Source organism: Caulobacter segnis, assembly GCF_019931575.1.
GTDB lineage: Bacteria > Pseudomonadota > Alphaproteobacteria > Caulobacterales > Caulobacteraceae > Caulobacter > Caulobacter segnis_C.
Genome location: NZ_CP082923.1, coordinates 2,852,552 through 2,869,875, shown reverse-complemented (window position 1 = coordinate 2,869,875; position 17,324 = coordinate 2,852,552). Strand labels below are relative to the sequence as shown.

General features: G+C 67.9%; 16 protein-coding genes. 9 read left to right on the top strand and 7 right to left on the bottom strand.

Features of this window, described 5'->3' with window-relative positions; all coding sequences use genetic code 11:
- The first annotated feature begins 56 nt into the window (after window positions 1-56).
- On the top strand, window positions 57-638 hold the full coding sequence (locus K8940_RS13155; RefSeq protein WP_223390412.1) for a hypothetical protein: 582 nt from the start codon (window positions 57-59) through the stop codon (window positions 636-638).
- Between the two features lie 66 nt (window positions 639-704).
- Here K8940_RS13155 and K8940_RS13150 read toward each other — a convergent pair whose 3' ends face one another.
- Complete coding sequence (locus tag K8940_RS13150) at window positions 705-2,147, bottom strand: bluetail domain-containing putative surface protein (protein WP_223390411.1); 1,443 nt, start codon at window positions 2,145-2,147, stop codon at window positions 705-707.
- A gap of 203 nt (window positions 2,148-2,350) precedes the next feature.
- On the opposite strand from K8940_RS13150, the gene K8940_RS13145 reads away from it, so the two are divergent.
- From K8940_RS13145 to K8940_RS13130, 4 genes are read left to right on the top strand one after another with little or no spacing between them, the layout of a single operon-like run.
- A complete protein-coding gene (locus K8940_RS13145) occupies window positions 2,351-3,658 on the top strand; it encodes a serine hydrolase domain-containing protein (protein ID WP_223390410.1) in 1,308 nt (435 codons plus the stop codon).
- Between the two features lie 41 nt (window positions 3,659-3,699).
- Complete coding sequence (locus K8940_RS13140) at window positions 3,700-4,677, top strand: zinc-binding alcohol dehydrogenase family protein (protein WP_223390409.1); 978 nt, start codon at window positions 3,700-3,702, stop codon at window positions 4,675-4,677.
- Window positions 4,674-5,612, top strand: a complete 939-nt coding sequence (locus K8940_RS13135) for an NAD(P)H-dependent flavin oxidoreductase (protein ID WP_223390408.1) — start codon at window positions 4,674-4,676, stop codon at window positions 5,610-5,612. The genes K8940_RS13140 and K8940_RS13135 overlap by 4 nt, the downstream gene beginning before the upstream one ends.
- A gap of 11 nt (window positions 5,613-5,623) precedes the next feature.
- On the top strand, window positions 5,624-6,391 hold the full coding sequence (locus K8940_RS13130) for an SDR family NAD(P)-dependent oxidoreductase (protein WP_223390407.1): 768 nt from the start codon (window positions 5,624-5,626) through the stop codon (window positions 6,389-6,391).
- A gap of 24 nt (window positions 6,392-6,415) precedes the next feature.
- Here the strand turns inward: K8940_RS13130 and K8940_RS13125 are convergent, their stop codons facing one another.
- Together K8940_RS13125 and K8940_RS13120 are read right to left on the bottom strand one after the other, a co-directional pair.
- Entirely contained in the window at window positions 6,416-7,255 is an 840-nt protein-coding gene (locus tag K8940_RS13125; RefSeq protein ID WP_223390406.1) for an arginyltransferase, read from the bottom strand.
- Window positions 7,256-7,380: 125 nt separating this feature from the next.
- Window positions 7,381-8,283, bottom strand: coding sequence for a flagellar motor protein MotB (locus K8940_RS13120; RefSeq protein WP_223390405.1), 903 nt, complete (start codon window positions 8,281-8,283; stop codon window positions 7,381-7,383).
- A 115-nt stretch (window positions 8,284-8,398) separates the two neighbouring features.
- Here K8940_RS13120 and K8940_RS13115 point away from each other — a divergent pair, with 115 nt between their 5' ends.
- On the top strand, window positions 8,399-9,253 hold the full coding sequence (locus K8940_RS13115) for an NAD(P)-dependent oxidoreductase (protein ID WP_223390404.1): 855 nt from the start codon (window positions 8,399-8,401) through the stop codon (window positions 9,251-9,253).
- A gap of 3 nt (window positions 9,254-9,256) precedes the next feature.
- Here the strand turns inward: K8940_RS13115 and bioD are convergent, their stop codons facing one another.
- Window positions 9,257-9,916 carry a dethiobiotin synthase gene (bioD, locus tag K8940_RS13110; RefSeq protein ID WP_223390403.1) on the bottom strand — a complete coding sequence of 220 codons (660 nt, stop codon included), beginning with the start codon at window positions 9,914-9,916 and terminating at the stop codon, window positions 9,257-9,259.
- Entirely contained in the window at window positions 9,913-11,064 is a 1,152-nt protein-coding gene (gene bioF, locus K8940_RS13105) for an 8-amino-7-oxononanoate synthase (protein ID WP_223390402.1), read from the bottom strand. Before bioF ends, bioD begins: the two co-directional genes overlap by 4 nt.
- Window positions 11,065-11,139: 75 nt before the next feature.
- Between bioF and K8940_RS13100 the strand changes: the two genes are divergently transcribed.
- Together K8940_RS13100 and K8940_RS13095 are read left to right on the top strand one after the other, a co-directional pair.
- Window positions 11,140-12,402, top strand: coding sequence for an adenosylmethionine--8-amino-7-oxononanoate transaminase (locus tag K8940_RS13100; RefSeq protein WP_223390401.1), 1,263 nt, complete (start codon window positions 11,140-11,142; stop codon window positions 12,400-12,402).
- 43 nt (window positions 12,403-12,445) lie between these two features.
- Complete coding sequence (locus K8940_RS13095; RefSeq protein ID WP_223390400.1) at window positions 12,446-13,351, top strand: DMT family transporter; 906 nt, start codon at window positions 12,446-12,448, stop codon at window positions 13,349-13,351.
- Here the strand turns inward: K8940_RS13095 and K8940_RS13090 are convergent.
- Complete coding sequence (locus K8940_RS13090; protein ID WP_223390399.1) at window positions 13,348-13,572, bottom strand: hypothetical protein; 225 nt, start codon at window positions 13,570-13,572, stop codon at window positions 13,348-13,350. The two genes, K8940_RS13095 and K8940_RS13090, sit on opposite strands and share 4 nt — an antisense overlap.
- Window positions 13,573-13,885: 313 nt before the next feature.
- On the bottom strand, window positions 13,886-14,425 hold the full coding sequence (gene sodC / locus K8940_RS13085; protein ID WP_223390398.1) for a superoxide dismutase[Cu-Zn]: 540 nt from the start codon (window positions 14,423-14,425) through the stop codon (window positions 13,886-13,888).
- Between the two features lie 124 nt (window positions 14,426-14,549).
- On the opposite strand from sodC, the gene gyrA reads away from it, so the two are divergent.
- The gene (gene gyrA / locus K8940_RS13080) at window positions 14,550-17,306 is read left to right on the top strand and encodes a DNA gyrase subunit A (protein WP_223390397.1); all 2,757 of its coding nucleotides are present in this window, start codon (window positions 14,550-14,552) and stop codon (window positions 17,304-17,306) included.
- Window positions 17,307-17,324: the final 18 nt, after the last annotated feature.

Below are 17,324 nucleotides of genomic sequence, written 5' to 3'. Positions count from 1 at the left end.
TCGGTTGAGCTGAATTCGAAACTCGCTATCTTGGGTTGCGAATTCGGGGGGCTTTCATGCGGCTTTGCGTCTTTCTGAGCGTGGCGTTCATCGCCGGCGCCATCGCGGGGCCCGCGATCTGCGGGGCGCCCGAAGGGGAGAACCTGCTGGCCCCGCTGCCGCAGGGCTTCAAGGTCGCCGCGAGCAATCGCCAGCCCCGCATGCTGTTCGTCGAGTACGTGCCTGTCGGCGAGACGGTGCAGGATTGGTCGAGGATGGTCACGCACCAGATCCTGTTCGGTGTTCACAAGGCCGATCCGGACAGTCTGCCCAGGAACATGGCCGCCGGTTGGGTCGCGAGTTGCCCCGGCGGCGGCGCTCAGAAGGTCCATGCGGGTGTCGAGCGAGGCTATGCGGTCTCGATCTGGATGTTCCTTTGCCCGCTCAATCCGGCGACCCAACGGCCCGAGAACGCGTGGATGAAGGTAATCAGCGGCGACGATAGCCTCTATGCCGTGCAATACGCTCATCGCAGCGAGGCTACGCCGGCGATCGTGCCGCCGACCATGGCGTACCTTCAGCGCATCGCCCTCTGCGATACGCGCAAGGTCGAAGCCAAGTGCCCGGACATGGGCGACGGCTCCGCCCGCAAGCCTTAGGCGCAAAGAAAACTCCCCCCGCCGAGGCGAGGGGAGTTCCGTCACGGTCCTGGAAGGGCTGAAGTTCTAGGCCGCGAAGACGATGTCGACGGCTTCGTTGGACTTGCCGACGGTCAGGCCGGTGACGCCGGCCAGCTTGATCAGGCCATCGCCCGCATCGAGCCCGGCCACGCCGTTGTTGTGGAAGATGTAGGTGTCGCTCCCCCATTCGAAGACGGTGTTGCTGTTGGCGGCCGTCAGGCCGGCATAGGCGGTCAGGGCTTCGTCAAAGGTGGCGGTGGTGATGAAGTAGAGCGACTTCTTCTCCCCTGGGCCGGCCTGGCCGGGGAAGCCGAGCAGGTCGAAGCCCTTCTGGAAGTCCTCGATCACGGCGATGTCGGTTACCTTGCCATTGGCCAGGTGGAGCGAAGCGAACGAACCGATGTCGATGTTGTCATAGCCGGCCCCGGTGATGACGCGCCCGTCCAGCTTCTCAAGGAAGATGGAGTCGTTGCCCGCTCCCGTGTCGATCAAGCCTCGCATTGTTCCATTGTCGACGAAGACCACATCATTGCCGCCGGCGGTGCGGATGTGCTTGCCCGCGTCCAGGCCGCCAGGACCGTCGGTGATGATCGGCTTGATCACGTCGTTGCCGTCGCTGGCCAGGACGTGGGTATTGTGGTCGGGCTCCTGGTTGAAGGCGTCGACGTTCCAGTCGTGGGCGAAGCTGGCCTTCTCGCCGGGCAGTCCCGGATCCGACGGCCCGCCGATCGCATTGTCGCCGCCCTTGCCGTAGGCCGAGAAGAAGACGTTCAGGGCCAGGGCCTTGCCGTCCAGGCCGATGTCGGCGAGGTAGGCCTTCATGGCCTCGACATAGGGACCCTTGTCGGCCTTGACCGCCTCGGCCATCAGCCAACCGACCATGGCCGCGCGCGTGCCCAGGCCATTGCCGCCATCGCCACCCAACTCGGCGAAGTATTCGCCGCGCGTATAGGTCCCGCCGCGACCGTTGGGGATCTCGTCGCTGAGGATCGAGATGATGTCCTCGATCGGTTTCTCGACTCCCAATAGCTTCAGATACGCCTTCTGGAAGGTGGCGTAGGCGGTGCCGTTCTCGCCGTATTCCTGGATGAAGTTGACCTTGGCCTCACCGTATTTCACCAGGTTGACGGCGAAGTTGATGAAACGGTTCTCGAGGCTGAACTTGGCGTAGTACTCGCTGTTCAGATTGTTCGGGTTGCCGCCGTCTTTCGAGACCAGGTAGTCGATGCCGCCCGTGCCCAGGGTCACGTCGCCCAGGAAGCCGTAGGAGAGCACCGCCACCTCGGTGGTCGCCCTAGCGCTGTCATGGATCCAGCTGACGGCGCTGGCATATGTCCAGATGTCGCCCGTCTGCTGGCCGCCGCGCGAGATGTCGATGCCCTGCGCCATCAGCGTCAGCTGGGTCCAGGCGTTGGCGGGCAGGTCCGAGTTGGCCGGCAGGCGGTGAACGTTACGGTAGATCGTGACCAGATTGTCGATGGTGGCCATGTGGGCCGTCCCCTATGTATTTCGTAATCCCTCGTGCAGTAAAAAATATACATGAACGACGTTCGATCAACCCCGCTTTGAATGAAAAAACCTTAACGTGAGCGGTCGGTGTTGGGCATCCGCGCCGGTCGCTGAAAAAGCGGGTTTCATCGCGCAAGGACGCCCTTTAAGGTCGCCTCAAACATCTGTTCGGGAGGTGGGGCTTGGCGTTTCGCAATTTGATCGCGGCGGTGTTGGCCGCGACCGTGCTCGGCGGCGGGTCTTCCGCCGTCCTGGCCGCTACGCCCGCCATTGTCGCCGCGGCGCCCGAGAGCGCGGGCTTCTCGGCCGAGGGGCTGAAGAAGCTGGACACCCATATGCAGGGCCTGGTCGACACCGGCCACCTGCCGGGCGTCATCACCATGCTGGTCCGCCACGGCAAGATCGTGAACTTCGAGGTTCACGGCAAGAAGGGCTTCGATGGCCCGCCGATGACCAAGGACACCGTCTTCCGCATTTACTCGCAGACCAAGCCGGTCACCGGCGTGGCGATGATGATCCTCTTCGAGGAGGGCAAGTGGAAGCTGGACGACCCGGTCAGCAAGTACGTGCCGGAGTTCGCGTCCCTCCGGGTCTTCAAGGGCGTCAATCCCGACGGCTCGTTCGACACCGTCCCCGCCGACCGCCCGCCGACCATGCGTGAGCTGATGAGCCACTCGGGCGGCTTCGCCTATGGCCTGGTCCCCGACAACCCGATCGACAAGGCCTATGTCGACACCGGCGTGCTGGGGGCGAAGTCGCGCCAGGAGTTCGTCCAGAAGGTCGCCGCCCTGCCGCTGGTCGCCCAGCCGGGAACGCGCTGGAAGTACAGCGTCTCGGTCGACATCCAGGGGCTGATCATCGAGAAGCTGACCGGCATGTCGCTGGGCGACTTCATGCGGCAGCGGATCTTCGCGCCGCTGAAGATGGTCGACACCGGCTTCTGGCTGCCGACCGCCAAGACCGATCGCCTGGCTTCGCTGTACGTTTGGGACGGCAAGGCCGGCAAGCTGGCGCCGGCCGACGGCTTCATGGTGCTGGACATCAGCAAGCCGCCGGTCGTGGCCTCGGGCGGCGGCGGCCTGGTCTCGACCAGCGCCGACTACGCCCGCTTCGCCCAGATGCTGCTGAACGGCGGTGAGCTGGAGGGCAAGCGCATCCTGAAGCCCGAGACGGTCGCCCTGATGCGGACCAACGCGCTGAGCGACGCGATCATGAATTCCGACGAGCCGCCCTTCAACACGGCCAAGGGGCGGGGCTTCGGCCTCGACTTCGCGGTGGTGCTGGACAGCGCCAAGGCCGGGCCGCAAGGCGAGGGGACCTACAGCTGGGGCGGCGCGGCCGGCACCTGGTTCTGGATCGATCCCAAGAACGACCTCTTCTTCCTGGGCATGATCCACATCCTGAACAAGGGCGGCGATCCGGCCATCAAGGACATCGACGATGACTCGGCCAAGCTGGTCTACGAGGCCCTGGTCGATCCCAAGAAGTAGCGCTCCCCGAAGCGCCGAGAAGAACAAGAGGGAGAAACGCGATGAAGGCCGCCGTCTATTACGAGACCGGGGCGCCGGACGTCTTTCGCTATGAGGACGTTCCCGATCCCGTCTGCCATCCGCAAGGCGTGGTCATCCGCGTCGAGGCGGTCAGCATCGAGGGTGGCGACACCCTCAATCGCGGCGGCGGCCAGATGGCGGGCAGCCCGCACATCGTCGGCTACCAGGCCGCTGGCGAGATCGTCGAGGTCGGGGCCGAGGTCTCGCATCTGAAGGTCGGACAGAAGGTCGTCACCGTGAACGCCTTCGGCTCGCACGCGGAACTGCGCGCGGTTCCGGCCCGCAACGCCTGGCCGATCCCGGACGGCTTCGACATTCGCAAGGCCTCCGCCATCCCGGTGCCGTTCGGCACGGCTCACGAGTGCCTGTTCGGCGCGGGGCGGCTGAAGGCCGGCGAGACGGTGCTGGTCCAGGCCGGGGCGGGGGCGGTCGGCATCGCCGCCATCCAGCTGGCCAAGAAGGCGGGGGCGACGGTCCTGGCCTCGGCCTCCAGCGATGAGCGGCTGGAGCGCCTGAAGGTGTTCGGCCTGGACCACGGGATCAATTACGGCCGCGACGACCTTGTCGAACAGGTCATGAAGCTGACCGGCGGCAAGGGTGTCGACCTGGTCGTCGATCCGGTCGGCGGAGCGACCCTGCAGGCGAGCCTCGGCGCGCTGGGCTATCGCGGCCGCATCTCGCTGGTCGGCAATGCCGGGCGCGAGCCGATGAAGGTCGACGTCTCCTCGCTGATGGGCGGCAACCGCTCGCTGACCGGTGTCTTCCTGGGCGCGGAGATCATGACCGATCGGGTCCACGACATGATCCAGGACCTGATCGACCAAGCCGCGCGCGGCGAGCTGGAGGTCGTCATCGACAAGACCTTCCCGCTCTCCGAGGCCGCCGCCGCCCATGCCTATATCGAGAGCCGCCAGGCCGTCGGCCGGGTGCTGTTGATCCCCGAAGGGGCAGGGGGATGAGCCAGAACCGCGTTCTGGCGCACACCGGCGCCAAGTATCCGATCATCCAGGCTCCGATGGGCTGGATCGCCCGTTATCCGCTGGCCAGCGCCGTATCGCGGGCCGGTGGCCTGGGGATCATCGAGACCTCGTCCGGCGAGACCGAGACCTGCAAGGCCGAGATCACCAGGATGGCGGTCAGCGGCCTGCCGTTCGGGGTGAACCTGCCGATCCTGTTCCTGCGCGACGACGCCATGCTGCGCTTCGTCTGCGAGAGTGGGGTCAGGTTCGTGACGACCTCGGCCGGCAGCCCGGCCAAGTTCGTCGGGCCGCTGAAGGACGCCGGGATCGTCGTCTACCACGCCGTGCCGACCGTCGATGCGGCTATGAAGTGCGTCGAGGCGGGCGTCGATGGTCTGGTGGTCGAGGGCGCGGAAGGTGGCGGCTTCAAGAACCCCGAGGAAGTCTCGACCCTGGTCCTGCTGCAGGCGATCCGCGCGCGCACGGACGTGCCGATGATCGCCGCCGGCGGCATCTGTGACGGGCGAGGCATGGCCGCGGCGTTCGCGCTGGGCGCCGAGGCGGTGCAGATGGGCACGCGCTTCGTCAGCTCTGCCGAGAGCCCGGTGCACGCCAACTACAAGGCCGCGATCACGGGCGCCAAGGAGACCGGCACCTGGGTGCTGAACAAGAAGGCCAGCCCCTGCATCCGCGCCATCAAGTCCGAGCTGACCAAGGAGATCCACGACGCCGGCGTCATGCCGCCCGACGTGCTGCGAAACATCCTGGACGTCTATTTCGGCGGCGACATGGAGGCCGCGCCCGCGCTGGCCGGCCAGACCGTCGGCCTGATCGACGAGGTGAAGAGCGCCCAGCAGATCATCGACGAGACCGTCGCCCAGTTCCACGACATCACCGGGCGTCTCGGCGCCCTGGCCGCCGCGCGCGGCTTCTAGGAGTTACCCCTATGCAGAACCTGTTCTCGCTCGAAGGCCGCGTGGCCCTGGTGACCGGCGGCTCGCGCGGCATCGGCGCGATGATCGTCAAGGGCTTCCTGACCTATGGCGCCAAGCGCGTCTACATCACCGCCCGCAAGGCCGCCGCCTGCGACGCGGCCGCCGAGGAGCTCAGCCAGTACGGCGAGTGCGTCTCGCTGCCAGGCGACATCTCGACGATGGAAGGCATCCAGGGCCTGGCCGACCGCATCAAGGCGCGCGAGGACAAGCTGGACATCCTGGTCAACAACGCCGGCGCCGCCTGGGGCGCGGCCTTCGACGAGTTCCCGGAAGCCGGCTGGGACAAGACCGTCGACCTCAACATGAAGACGCCGTTCTTCCTGACCCAGGCCCTGATCGGCCAGCTGCGCGCCGCCGCCCAGGACCGGGTGGCCAAGGTCATCAACATCGCCTCGATCGACGGCCAGTCGGTGACCAAGGACGAGACCTATCCCTACGGCGCGTCCAAGGCCGGCCTGCTGCACATGACCAAGCGCATGGCCCTGCGCCTGGCGGCCGACAACATCGCCGTCAGCTGCATCGCGCCCGGCGCCTTCGCCTCGGACATGAACAAGGTCGCCCGCGACCACGCCGACGCTGTTTCCAAGGCCATTCCGGCCGGCCGGATCGGCACGGAAGAGGACATGGCCGGCGCGGCCATCTACCTGGCCTCGCGGGCGGGGGACTATGTGATGGGCGGCGCGGTGACCGTCGACGGCGGCGTCAGCTTCGCGCGGTAAGGGCGGAGGCGGAGGGACGGGGCGCTAGCCCAGTTCCTCGATCTCCGCCGGCTCGGCGTCGCTGAGCGGCAGGTCGCAAGGGTCCTTGGCGCCGCCGCGCATGCTGGGCGGCCGGGCGCCGCGTTCGCGGGCCGACATCAGCGACCAGCCGCCGGGCTTGAGAATTTCCAGCGGGGAGAAGCGCGCCTTGTAGGCCATCTTCTCGCTGCCCGGGACCCAGTAGCCCAGATAGACGTAGGGCAGGCCGCCCTGCTGAGCCTGGACGATGTGGTCCAGGATGATGAACGAGCCCAGGCTGCGCTTGATCAGATCCGGATCGTAGAAGCTGTAAACGAGCGACAGGCCGTCGGCGAGGACGTCGACCAGCACGCAGGCGATCAGGTCGCCCGGACCGCGGTCCTGCGACTTGCGGCGGTATTCGATCAGGTGGGTGCGGACCGCGGTGTCCTCGACCATGGCCACGTAGTCGGGCCAGGTCATCTCGGCCATGCCGCCGTCGGCGTGGCGGGCCAGGAGGTAGCGGCGCAGCAGTTCGAACTGCTCCAGCGTCGCCTCGGCCTCGACCAGGTGGCGTTCGAGATCGTCGTTGCGGTTCAGGATCTTCCGCTCCGAGCGCGACAACACGTACTCGGCAGCCGGCGCGCGGGCCGACTGGCAGGCGCGACAGGTCTCGCAGGCGGGGCGGTAGGCGATGTTCTGCGAGCGACGGAAGCCGACCTGGGTCAGGCTGTCATTGACCGTCGGGCCGTCGGACAGCGGCAGGTGGGCGAACACCTTCCGTTCCTCGCGGCCGGGCAGGTACGGACAAGGCGTGGGCGCCGTCAGAAAGAACCGAAGCTGCCGCGTCGGAAAATGCTGCGTCACTGTAGCCCTAACCCCTCTCGTCTATCGACCAGCCCTGAATGGGATTAGGGGGCATAGCGTCCGGTTGCGCAAGCTTCACGGCGCGTCATCGACGCATCGCGCGGCGAAGGGTCACAGGGCGCCTGCTACAGGTTGTCGGGCAGGACGGGTTTTTCGCGCAGCAGGATAATCGAGATCCGGCGGTTGCCCGCCAGAGTGGGATCGTCGGCGTACAGCGGTTCCGAATTGGCCTTGCCCGAGACCTGATAGATGCGGTCGTCGTCGACGCCCGCGCCGCGCAGGACCTGGCGAGAGGCGTCGGCGCGGGAGGCCGACAGGGCCCAGTCGCCATCCTGCTTCTTGCCGTAGGCGTTGGCGCTGGTGTGGCCCGAGATGGTCACACGGTTGGGCAGCTGATTGATCACCTTGGCGACGGCGCGCAGCAGGATGCGGGCGCGGTCGTTCGGCTCGCGCGAGTTTTCCTTGAACATCGAGCGGCCTTCCTGGTCGACCAGCTGGATGCGCAGGCCTTCCGGGGTCTGGTCGATCATGATCTGCTTCGACAGCTCCGCCAGTTCCGGCATGTCCTGCAGCGACTGGCGCAGGGACTGGGCCGCCGAGGCGAAGGCGTCCTGTTCCTTCTTGGCCAGGGCGTCGCGCAGGGCCTGTTCGCTGGCCGAGTCGAGATTGGCGGGCGTGGTGCTGCTCTGGCCGTCCTTGTCGACGTGATCCGGAGCCTCGGGGGCCAACTGCTGGATCACCGACATCTTGCCGTCGGCCTTGGCGCCGTCGTCGCCCAGCGAGGTGCCGCCAAGGATGCCGCCGGAACCGCTGGTGGTCGACGAGATCGAGGCGGGCGCGAAGTAGTCGGCGATGCCTTGCTTCTGTTCGGGGCTGGTCGTGTTCAGCAGCCACATCAACAGGAAGAAGGCCATCATGGCCGTCACGAAGTCGGCATAGGCGACCTTCCACGCGCCACCGTGGTGACCGTGCCCGCCGCCTTTCTTCACCTTCTTGATGATGATCGGCTGTTCGCTGTTGACCGCCATCGCGCTTAAGCCTGCTTAACCTTGAACCGGCAACCTGCCCAAAGGTCGTTAAGATGGGGTTGCCGCACGGCGTGCCGGACGCGTAATCCCTCCTTCTCTTGCAAGGAGTCTGCGCATGAAGACGGCGTTTATCGGCCTGGGCGTGATGGGCTTTCCGATGGCGGGCCACCTGAAGGCCGCCGGCCATGAGGTCGCCGTCTACAACCGCAGCCCCGAAAAGGCGCGCCGCTGGGCCGAGAAGCACGGCGGGCAGGCCTTCGAGACCATCGCCGAGGCGGTGAACGGGGCCGAGGTCGTGCTGCTGTGCGTGGGCAATGACGACGACGTCCGCGACGTGGTGGCGCAGGCCCTGCCGGCCCTGGCCGAGGGCGCGGTGATCGTCGACCACACCACCACCTCCGCCACCGTGGCCCGCGAGATGTCGGCGTTGCTGGACAAGAGCGGCCGAGCCTTCGTCGACGCGCCGGTCTCGGGCGGCCAGGCCGGCGCCGAGAACGGCCAGCTGACCATCATGGCCGGCGGCGACCAGACGGCGTACGAGCGCGTGCTGCCGGTGATCGAGGTCTACGCCAAGGCCGTGCGCCGCATGGGCGAAGTGGGTGCGGGCCAGCTGACCAAGATGTGCAACCAGATCGCCATCGCCGGCGTCGTCCAGGGCGTGGCCGAAGCGCTGCACTTCGCCAAGCGCGCCGGCCTGCCGACCGACGACGTGCTGGCCGCCATCTCCAAGGGATCGGCCCAGTCGTGGCAGATGGAGAACCGCTGGCCGACCATGGCGCGCGGCGAGTTCGACTTCGGCTTCGCGGTCGCCTGGATGCGCAAGGACCTGGGCATCGCCCTGGAAGAGGCGACCCGCAATGGCGCCAAGCTGGAAAGCACGGCCCTGATCGACAAGTTCTACGCCGAGGTCCAGGCCATGGGCGGCAACCGCTGGGACACGTCCAGCCTGGTGGCGCGGCTGGAGAAGTAAGGTTCAGCCCAGCAGCAGGTGGTCCAGGTCGTCAGCGTTCCAAGCCTCGTCCCTTGGGGCGACGAGGATCTGGGTCTGGCGTTCGAAACTCCGCAGCATCTCGACGGTCTGGGTCAGATCCGGGGCGTCGAGGCTTTCGCTGACCACGATCGCGGCGACCGTCAGGCCGTGCGCCCGCAGCACCTCCAGCGCGGTCAGCAGGTGGCTGGCCGTGCCTAGATAGCTGCCGGCGACCAGCAGGACCGGCAGGTTCAGCGCGGTCATCAGGTCCAGATTGGTGGCGTCGTCGGTCATCGGCGACATGACGCCGCCGGCGCCTTCGATCAGCGCGAGGTCGACGTCGCGATGGTTCAGCCAGGTCCGGCAGCTGGCGATGAGGTCCGTCATGGCCAGGGTTTCGCCCTCCAGCCGGGCGGCCAAGTTGGGAGCCAGTGGCGCGCGATAGTGTCTTGGCGAGATCTCGGCCCAGGCGTCCGGTCGGCCCATCGCGGCGGCCAGACGGGCGGGGTCGCTGTTCTCCGGCGCGTCGGGATCAAGGCCGCTGACCACCGGCTTGAAAGCGTCGACGCTGAGGCCCCGCGCGCGGGCGGCGCGCAGCAGGGCGCAGGCGATGTGGGTCTTGCCAAGATCGGTGCCGGTCCCGGCGACGAAGAACGCTCTCATGTGGCGTTCCTTAGCGCCGCGATGTCGTCGGCCAGACGGATGACATCGCCGTCGGCATGGAGGGCGTTGAAGGCCACGCGTAGGCGGGCCGTGCCCTCAGGCACCGTCGGCGGCCGGATGGCCACGACCAGGAAGCCCTGGTCCTCCAGCGCGGCCGAGGCGGCGAGGGCGGCGTCGGCGCTGCCCATGATCACCGGCACGATCGGGCTCTCGGCGTCCGGCAGGCCCAGCCGGCGGGTGAAGAGGCGCGCCTTGGCCAGCGGCTGCTCTGTGAAGGCAGGGTCAGCCTCTATGACGTCCAGCGACGCTAGGGCGGCGGCCGCCGAGGCGGGCGGCAGGCCGGTGGCGTAGACTAGGGTGCGGGCGCGGGTCTTCAGGAGGTCGATCACCGCCTGGGAGCCGCACAGATAGCCGCCATACGAGCCCAGGGCCTTGGACAGTGTGCCCATTTGCAGCGGGATCTTCGCATTCGGGAACAGGGCGCTGGAGCCACGCCCCTGGGCCAGGACGCCGACTCCGTGGGCGTCGTCGCTGAGCAGCCAGGCGTCGTGGCGGTAGCAGAGGTCCGACAGCAGGTCCAGCGGGGCGATGTCGCCGTCCATCGAGAAGACGCCGTCGGTGGCGACCAGGGCGTGCCGAACGCTGGGCCGCTCAGCCTCCAGTAGGCGGGCCAGGTCGGCGGCGTCGTTGTGCGCGAAGCGGATGATCCTGGCTCCCGAGAGCTGGGCGCCGGCCCAGATGCAGGCATGGGCCAGGGCGTCGACGAAGATCGCGTCGCCGGGCCCGACCAGGGTGGGAATGACGCCGGTATTGGCGAGATATCCCGAACCGAACACGCAGGCGGCTTCGGTCCCCTTCAGTCGGGCCAGGCGCTTTTCCAGGTCGGACAGCAGCGGATGGTCGCCGGTGACGAGGCGCGAGGCCGCGGCGCCCGCGCCGTAGTTCAGCGCCGCCTCGGCCGCCGCCGCGCGGACGGCGGGATGGTGCGACAGGCCCAGATAGTCGTTGCACGAGAACGAGATCAGCCGCTTGCCGTCGCGCTCGACCACGGCGCCGTCGTGGCGGCGGGTCGGCTTGAGGCGGCGGCGCAGGCTCTTGGCGTCCAGGGCCGCCAGCTTCTCGCCGGCGAAGGCGTCCAGGCTGTGCATGTCGTTTCCCGTTTGCCGTGGCTGGTGCGCGGGAATAGGCAAGGCGCCCCGAGTCCGCAAACGGAAAGCGCCGTCATGTCCGATCCCGCCTGGCTGACCCAAGGCGCGCCGCACGTCTGGCGGCCCTACTGCCAGATGAAGACCGCGCGCCCGCCGCTGCCGGTGGTCGCGACGAAAGGTTCGCGGCTGGTGCTGGCGGACGGTCGCGAACTGGTCGACGGCCTGGCCTCGTGGTGGACGGCCTGCCACGGCTACAACCACCCCCACATCGCCGCCGCGCTGCGCGAGCAGATCGACCGCATGCCGCACGTGATGTTCGGCGGCCTGGCGCATGAGCCGGCCTACCGGTTGGCCGAGCGGCTGGCGAAGCTGCTGCCCGGCCAACTGGACCACGTGTTCTTCGCCGAGAGCGGCTCGGTCTCGGTCGAGATCGCCATGAAGATGGCGCTGCAGTTCCAGATCAATCAGGGTGTGCGTGGGCGGACCAAGTTCCTGGCCTTCCGGGGCGGCTATCACGGCGACACCCTGGCGACGATGACGGTCTGCGACCCGGAGGAGGGCATGCACAGTCTGTTCGCCGGCGTCATGCCTGACCAGGTGATCGCTGATCTGCCGCGCAACGCCGAGAGCGAGGCGGCGCTGGACGCGTTGCTGGCCGCGCGGGGGCATGAGATCGCGGCGATCCTGGTCGAGCCGCTGGTCCAGGGCGCGGGGGGCATGCTGCTGCATCCACCGGAAGTGCTGCGCACCTTGCGCCGCCTGGCCGACAAGCACGGCGTGCTGCTGATCTTCGACGAGATCTTCACGGGCTTCGGTCGCACCGGGACCCTGTTCGCCATGCAGGCGGCGGGGGTCGAGCCTGACATCGTCACCCTGTCCAAGGCGCTGACCGGCGGAACCCTGCCGCTGTCGGCGGCCGTGGCCTCGCGCAAGGTGTTCGAGGCTTTCTGGTCCGACGACGCCGGCGCGGCCCTGATGCACGGCCCGACCTACATGGCCAATCCGCTGGCCTGCGCGGCGGCCAACGCCTCGCTGGACCTGTTCGAGGATGGGACCTGGGCGACCAACGTGGCGCAGGTCTCGGCGGCGCTGGCCGAGGGGCTGGAGCCGTGCCGGGCGGGCAGGGGCGTCGTCGACGTGCGGACCCTGGGCGCGATCGGCGTCGTCGAGTTCGACACGCCGGTGGCGGTCGGTGATCTCTGCGCCCGGTTCGCGGATCTGGGAGCCTGGATCCGGCCGATGGGCAAGCTGGTCTATCTGACCCCGGCCTTCACGACGCCGGACGCTGATCTCGACCTGCTGACATCCGCCGTCCGCAGGGTGGTCGGCGCCGCCTGAACCTTCATTGACCTGACGGGCCGGGTCTGGTCCAAGCCCGTGCATGTCCGCCAAGTCCTCCCCGCTGACCGGTCTGGAATACCTCGCCATCCTGGCGATCATCCTGACCTGGGGGATCAACAACGCCGCCGCCAAGGTGGCGACGGCCTATCTGCCGCCGATGCTGATGGGCGGGCTGCGGTTCCTGGCGGCGCTGGTCTTCCTGTTCCCGTTCATCAAGCCGCCGTTTCCCGAGCCCAGAAAGCTGCTGGTCATCGTGCTGCTGACCGGGCCGATCCATTTCGGGATCATCTACCTGGCCTTCAGCATGGCCGACGCCCTGAGCCCGCTGGTGGTGGCCAGCCAGCTATGGATCCCGTTCACGGCGATCTTCGCCTGGCGAATGCTGGGCGAGACCATGCGCCCGCCGGCGGTGGCGGGCTTGGTGGTCGCTTTCCTCGGCGTGGCCTGGATGAGCCTCGATCCCCACGCGGCCGGCGATCTGCCGGCGATCCTGCTGGTGGTGCTGGCGGGGGCCTGCTGGGCCGTGGCCACGGTGCTGGTGCGCAAGACGCCTGGGATCAAGCCGCTGAAGATGCAGGGCATGACGGCCCTGGTCGCGACGCCGGTGTTGCTACTGATGTCGCTGGCCTTCGAGAAGGATCTCGGGGCCAAGGTCGCGGCCGCGCCGCCGATCGCCTGGGCCGCGGTTCTGTTCGCCGGGGTAGTTTCGACGATCGGGGCCAGCGCGCTGCTGTTCTGGCTGGTCCAGCGCCGTGAGCCGGGCCGCGTGACGCCATACTTCCTGCTGACGCCGCTGGTGTCCTGCACGATCGGGGTGATGTTCCTGGGCGACACCCTGTCGACCCAGCTGCTGATCGGTGGCGGCGCCACCATGGCCGGTGTGGCTCTGGTGGCGCTGACCGAGAAGCGCGGCAAGGCCACGGACGCCTTGGCGGAGACGGCCTAGCCCTTGACCGCCGGGCACTGCGTCGCGGGCTGGCGCCGCAACAGCGCCGGCGTGGCCGCGATCTCGCTCTGGCCTTCGTCGCCGGTATAGACGCCGGTAAGCAGCTTCCCGCTCACGCCGATCGCCTCTCCGGCGCGGGGGCGGATCAGGAACAGGCCGTCCAGATCCCGCAGGTCATCGACGCTGATGAAGCCGGCGCCGACCGTGGCGTAGCCACTCACTTTCGCGCCCGCGCCCTTGAGGACCCAGCCGGGGGGGGGGGCGACAGACGGAGACTATGTCCGCGCCGGTCAGCCGGAGTTCGAAGGACTGCAGGTTTTGGTCGCCGTCGGCCGGCTTCCAGGCCAGCGAGACCAGTTCCGTCGAGGGCGGGGGGACAGACGCCGGCGGCTTCTCGCTCGGCTTGGCGTCCTTGGGCGTCTTGGCCTCGTTGCAGGCGGCCGTTGCGGCCAGGACAAGGACAATGAGCGACAGGCGCCAGGTACGCATGGGATTTCCCGCCACGACGATGAATCGTGGCGGGACCCTAGGGCTCTACTTGAACACACCGCAAGCGGCGCGCGCCCCGGCGCCGCCGATCGGCTGGCTCTTGTGGTCGTCAGGGCTGGCGTGGACGACGATCGAGCTGCCGTCGGCGTCCAGCAGGGGCGGACGGCCGCCGGCGCCCTTCAGCGACACCAGGGGCGAATAGGCCTCGGCCGTGGCCGAGCCGTCGGCGCCGGCGAAGACGTTCGGCAGGTCGCCGCTGTCGTTGGCGTCCGGGTTCAGGAGACCGTGGATCGTGGTGGCGGCGGTGTGGACGTGGGCGCCGGCAGACTTGAAGTCAGGCGCGCCGCAGTCGCCCTTTTCGTGGAAGTGGACGGCATGCCAGCCGGGCGTCAGGCCCTTCAGTTCCAGCTTCAGCAGAACGCCATGCGGGGCCTCGGTCAGCGTCACGACGCCGGCGTCCTTGCCGTCGCCGGTCTTGACCACGGCCGTCGCGGTGGTCTGGGCCCAAGCGGCGCTGGTGGCGATGGGCGAGGCGGCGATCAGGGCCGCGAGGGCGACACCGGTGGCGGCGGGAAGGCGGATCATGCGTTTTTCCTTCGGATTCAAGCGAACAGCGGGGATGAAGCGGCCGGAAAGGTGGCGCCTTCCACATCCCAATGCTAACAGTTTCAGACTGTTCCGTGTCCGATTCTGACGGCGAAAAATCCCCTTGAGCGACGAACACACCACGATCCCCGCTGACGGTCCGCGCGGGGATGTCGCCCCGATCAATATCGAGGACGAGCTCCGCCGCTCCTATCTCGACTACGCCATGAGCGTGATCGTCAGCCGCGCCCTGCCGGACGCGCGCGACGGCCTGAAACCCGTGCACCGTCGGGTCCTGTTCTCGATGCACGAGCAGGGGCAGACGCCCGAGCGTCCCTATGTGAAGTCGGCCCGCGTGGTCGGTGACGTGATGGGTAAGTATCACCCGCACGGCGACGCCTCGATCTACTTCACCCTGGTCCGCATGACCCAGTCGTTCTCGATGGGCCTGGTGCTGATCGACGGCCAGGGCAACTTCGGCTCGGTCGACGGCGATATGCCCGCGGCCATGCGCTACACGGAATGCCGCATGGCCCCGCCGGCCATGTCGCTGCTGGCCGACCTGGACAAGGACACGGTCGACTTCGCCGACAACTACGACGGCAAGGAGCAGGAACCGACCGTCCTGCCGTCGCGGATCCCCAACCTGCTGGTCAACGGCGCGGGCGGCATCGCCGTCGGCATGGCGACCAACATCCCGCCGCACAATCTGGGCGAGATCATCGACGCCTGCCTGCTGCTGATCGACGAGCCGAACGTCACCACCGACCAACTGCTGGATCTGGTTCCCGGTCCCGACTTCCCCACTGGCGGCGAGATCATCGGCCGCGCGGGTCCGCGTCAGGCGCTGCTGACCGGCCGTGGCTCGGTCGTCATGCGCGGCGTGGCCAGCGTGGAAGAGCTGCGCGCCGGCCGCGAGGCCATCATCGTCACCGAGATCCCGTATCAGGTGAACAAGGCCAACCTGGTCGAGCACATCGCCGAGCTGGTGCGCGAGAAGCGGCTCGAAGGCGTCGCCGATATCCGCGACGAGTCGAACCGCGACGGCATGCGCATCGTCATCGAGCTGAAGCGCGACGCCTCAGGCGAGGTGATCCTGAACCAGCTGTATCGCTTCACGGCGCTGCAGAGCTCGTTCGGCGTCAACATGCTGGCCCTGAACCGCGGCCGCCCCGAGCAGATGGGCCTGCACCAGCTGCTGCAGCTGTTCGTCGAGTTCCGCGAGGAAGTCGTCGTCCGCCGGACCAAGTTCGAGCTGGGCAAGGCCCGCGATCGCGGGCACGTGCTGGTCGGTCTGACCATCGCCGTCGCCAATATCGACGAGTTCATCCACATCATCCGCTCGTCCAAGGACCCGACCGAGGCCCGCGAGCGCCTGGTGGCCAAGTCCTGGCCGGCCGGTGACATGCTGCCGCTGGTCGAGCTGATCGCCGACCCGCGCACCATCCAGGAAGACGGCGGCCTGATCCGCCTGACCGACGAGCAGGCCCGGGCCATCCTGGCCCTGACCCTGTCGCGCCTGACGGGCCTGGGCCGTGACGAGATCGGCAACGAAGCCGCCGCCCTGGCCGACGCCATCCGCGGCTACCTGGAACTGCTGTCCGACCGCGCCAACATCATGGCCGTGGTCCGCGAGGAGCTGGTCGAGGTCCGCGAGAAGTTCGCCATCCCGCGTCGCAGCCAGATGGTCGACGGCGACGCCGACGTCGAAGACGAGGACCTGATCGTCCGCGAGGACATGGTGATCACCGTCACCATGGGCGGCTACGTCAAGCGCACCCCGCTGGCCAACTACCGCACCCAGCATCGGGGCGGGAAGGGCAAGTCGGGCATGGCGACCAAGACCGAGGACGCGGTCACCCGCGTGTTCTCGGCCTCGACCCACGCCCCGCTGCTGTTCTTCACCTCGGGCGGCAAGGTCTACAAGATGAAGGTGTGGCGCCTGCCGCAGGGCGTCGCCAATTCGCGCGGCAAGGCGTTCGTCAACCTGCTGCCGATCGAGCCGGGCGAGACCATCACCTCGATCCTGGCCCTGCCGGAGGACGAGGCGACCTGGGGCGGCCTGGACGTGATGTTCGCAACCCGTTCGGGCAGCGTGCGCCGCAACAAGCTCAGCGACTTCGTGGACGTCCGCCGCAACGGCAAGATCGCCATGAAGCTGGACGAAGGTGACGGCATCGTCGGCGTGTCGGTCTGCAACGCGGACCAGGACGTGCTGCTGACCACCGCCGCCGGCCGCTGCATCCGCTTCTCCGTCGACGAGGTGCGCGTGTTCGCGAGCCGCGATTCGACCGGCGTGCGGGGCGTGAAGCTGGCGGGCGAGGACACCGTCATCTCGATGGCCGTGCTGCGCAGCGTCGACGCCACCCCGGCCGAACGCGCCGCCTACCTCAAGCACCAGCGCGCCATGCTGCGCGCCGCCGGCGAGGAGGGCGATGATACGCCCGCCGCCGTGGAAGAAGGCGAAGAGGACGGCGACGAAACCACCCTGACGCCGGAACGCATCGCCGAGCTGGGCGCGGCCGAGGAAATCCTGCTGACCGTGTCGTCGGAAGGCTTCGGCAAGCGCACCAGCGCCTACGATTTCCGTCGCACCGGCCGTGGCGGTCAGGGCCTGGCCGCGCAGGATTTGAGCAAGCGCGGCGGTCGTCTGGTGGGCTCGTTCCCGATCGAGGAAAGCGACCAGATTCTGCTGGTTACGGACCAGGGGCAACTCATCCGGGTGCCGGTCTCGCAAATTCGTGTTGCAGCGCGGAATACTCAAGGCGTAACCATCTTCCGCACCGCGCAGGACGAACACGTCGTCAGCGTCGAGCGCCTCGCCGATTCCGGCGGAGACGATAACCAGGGCGAGGACAGCGGGGCGGAAGAGACCCCGTAACCCCTCGAACCCTTAGAG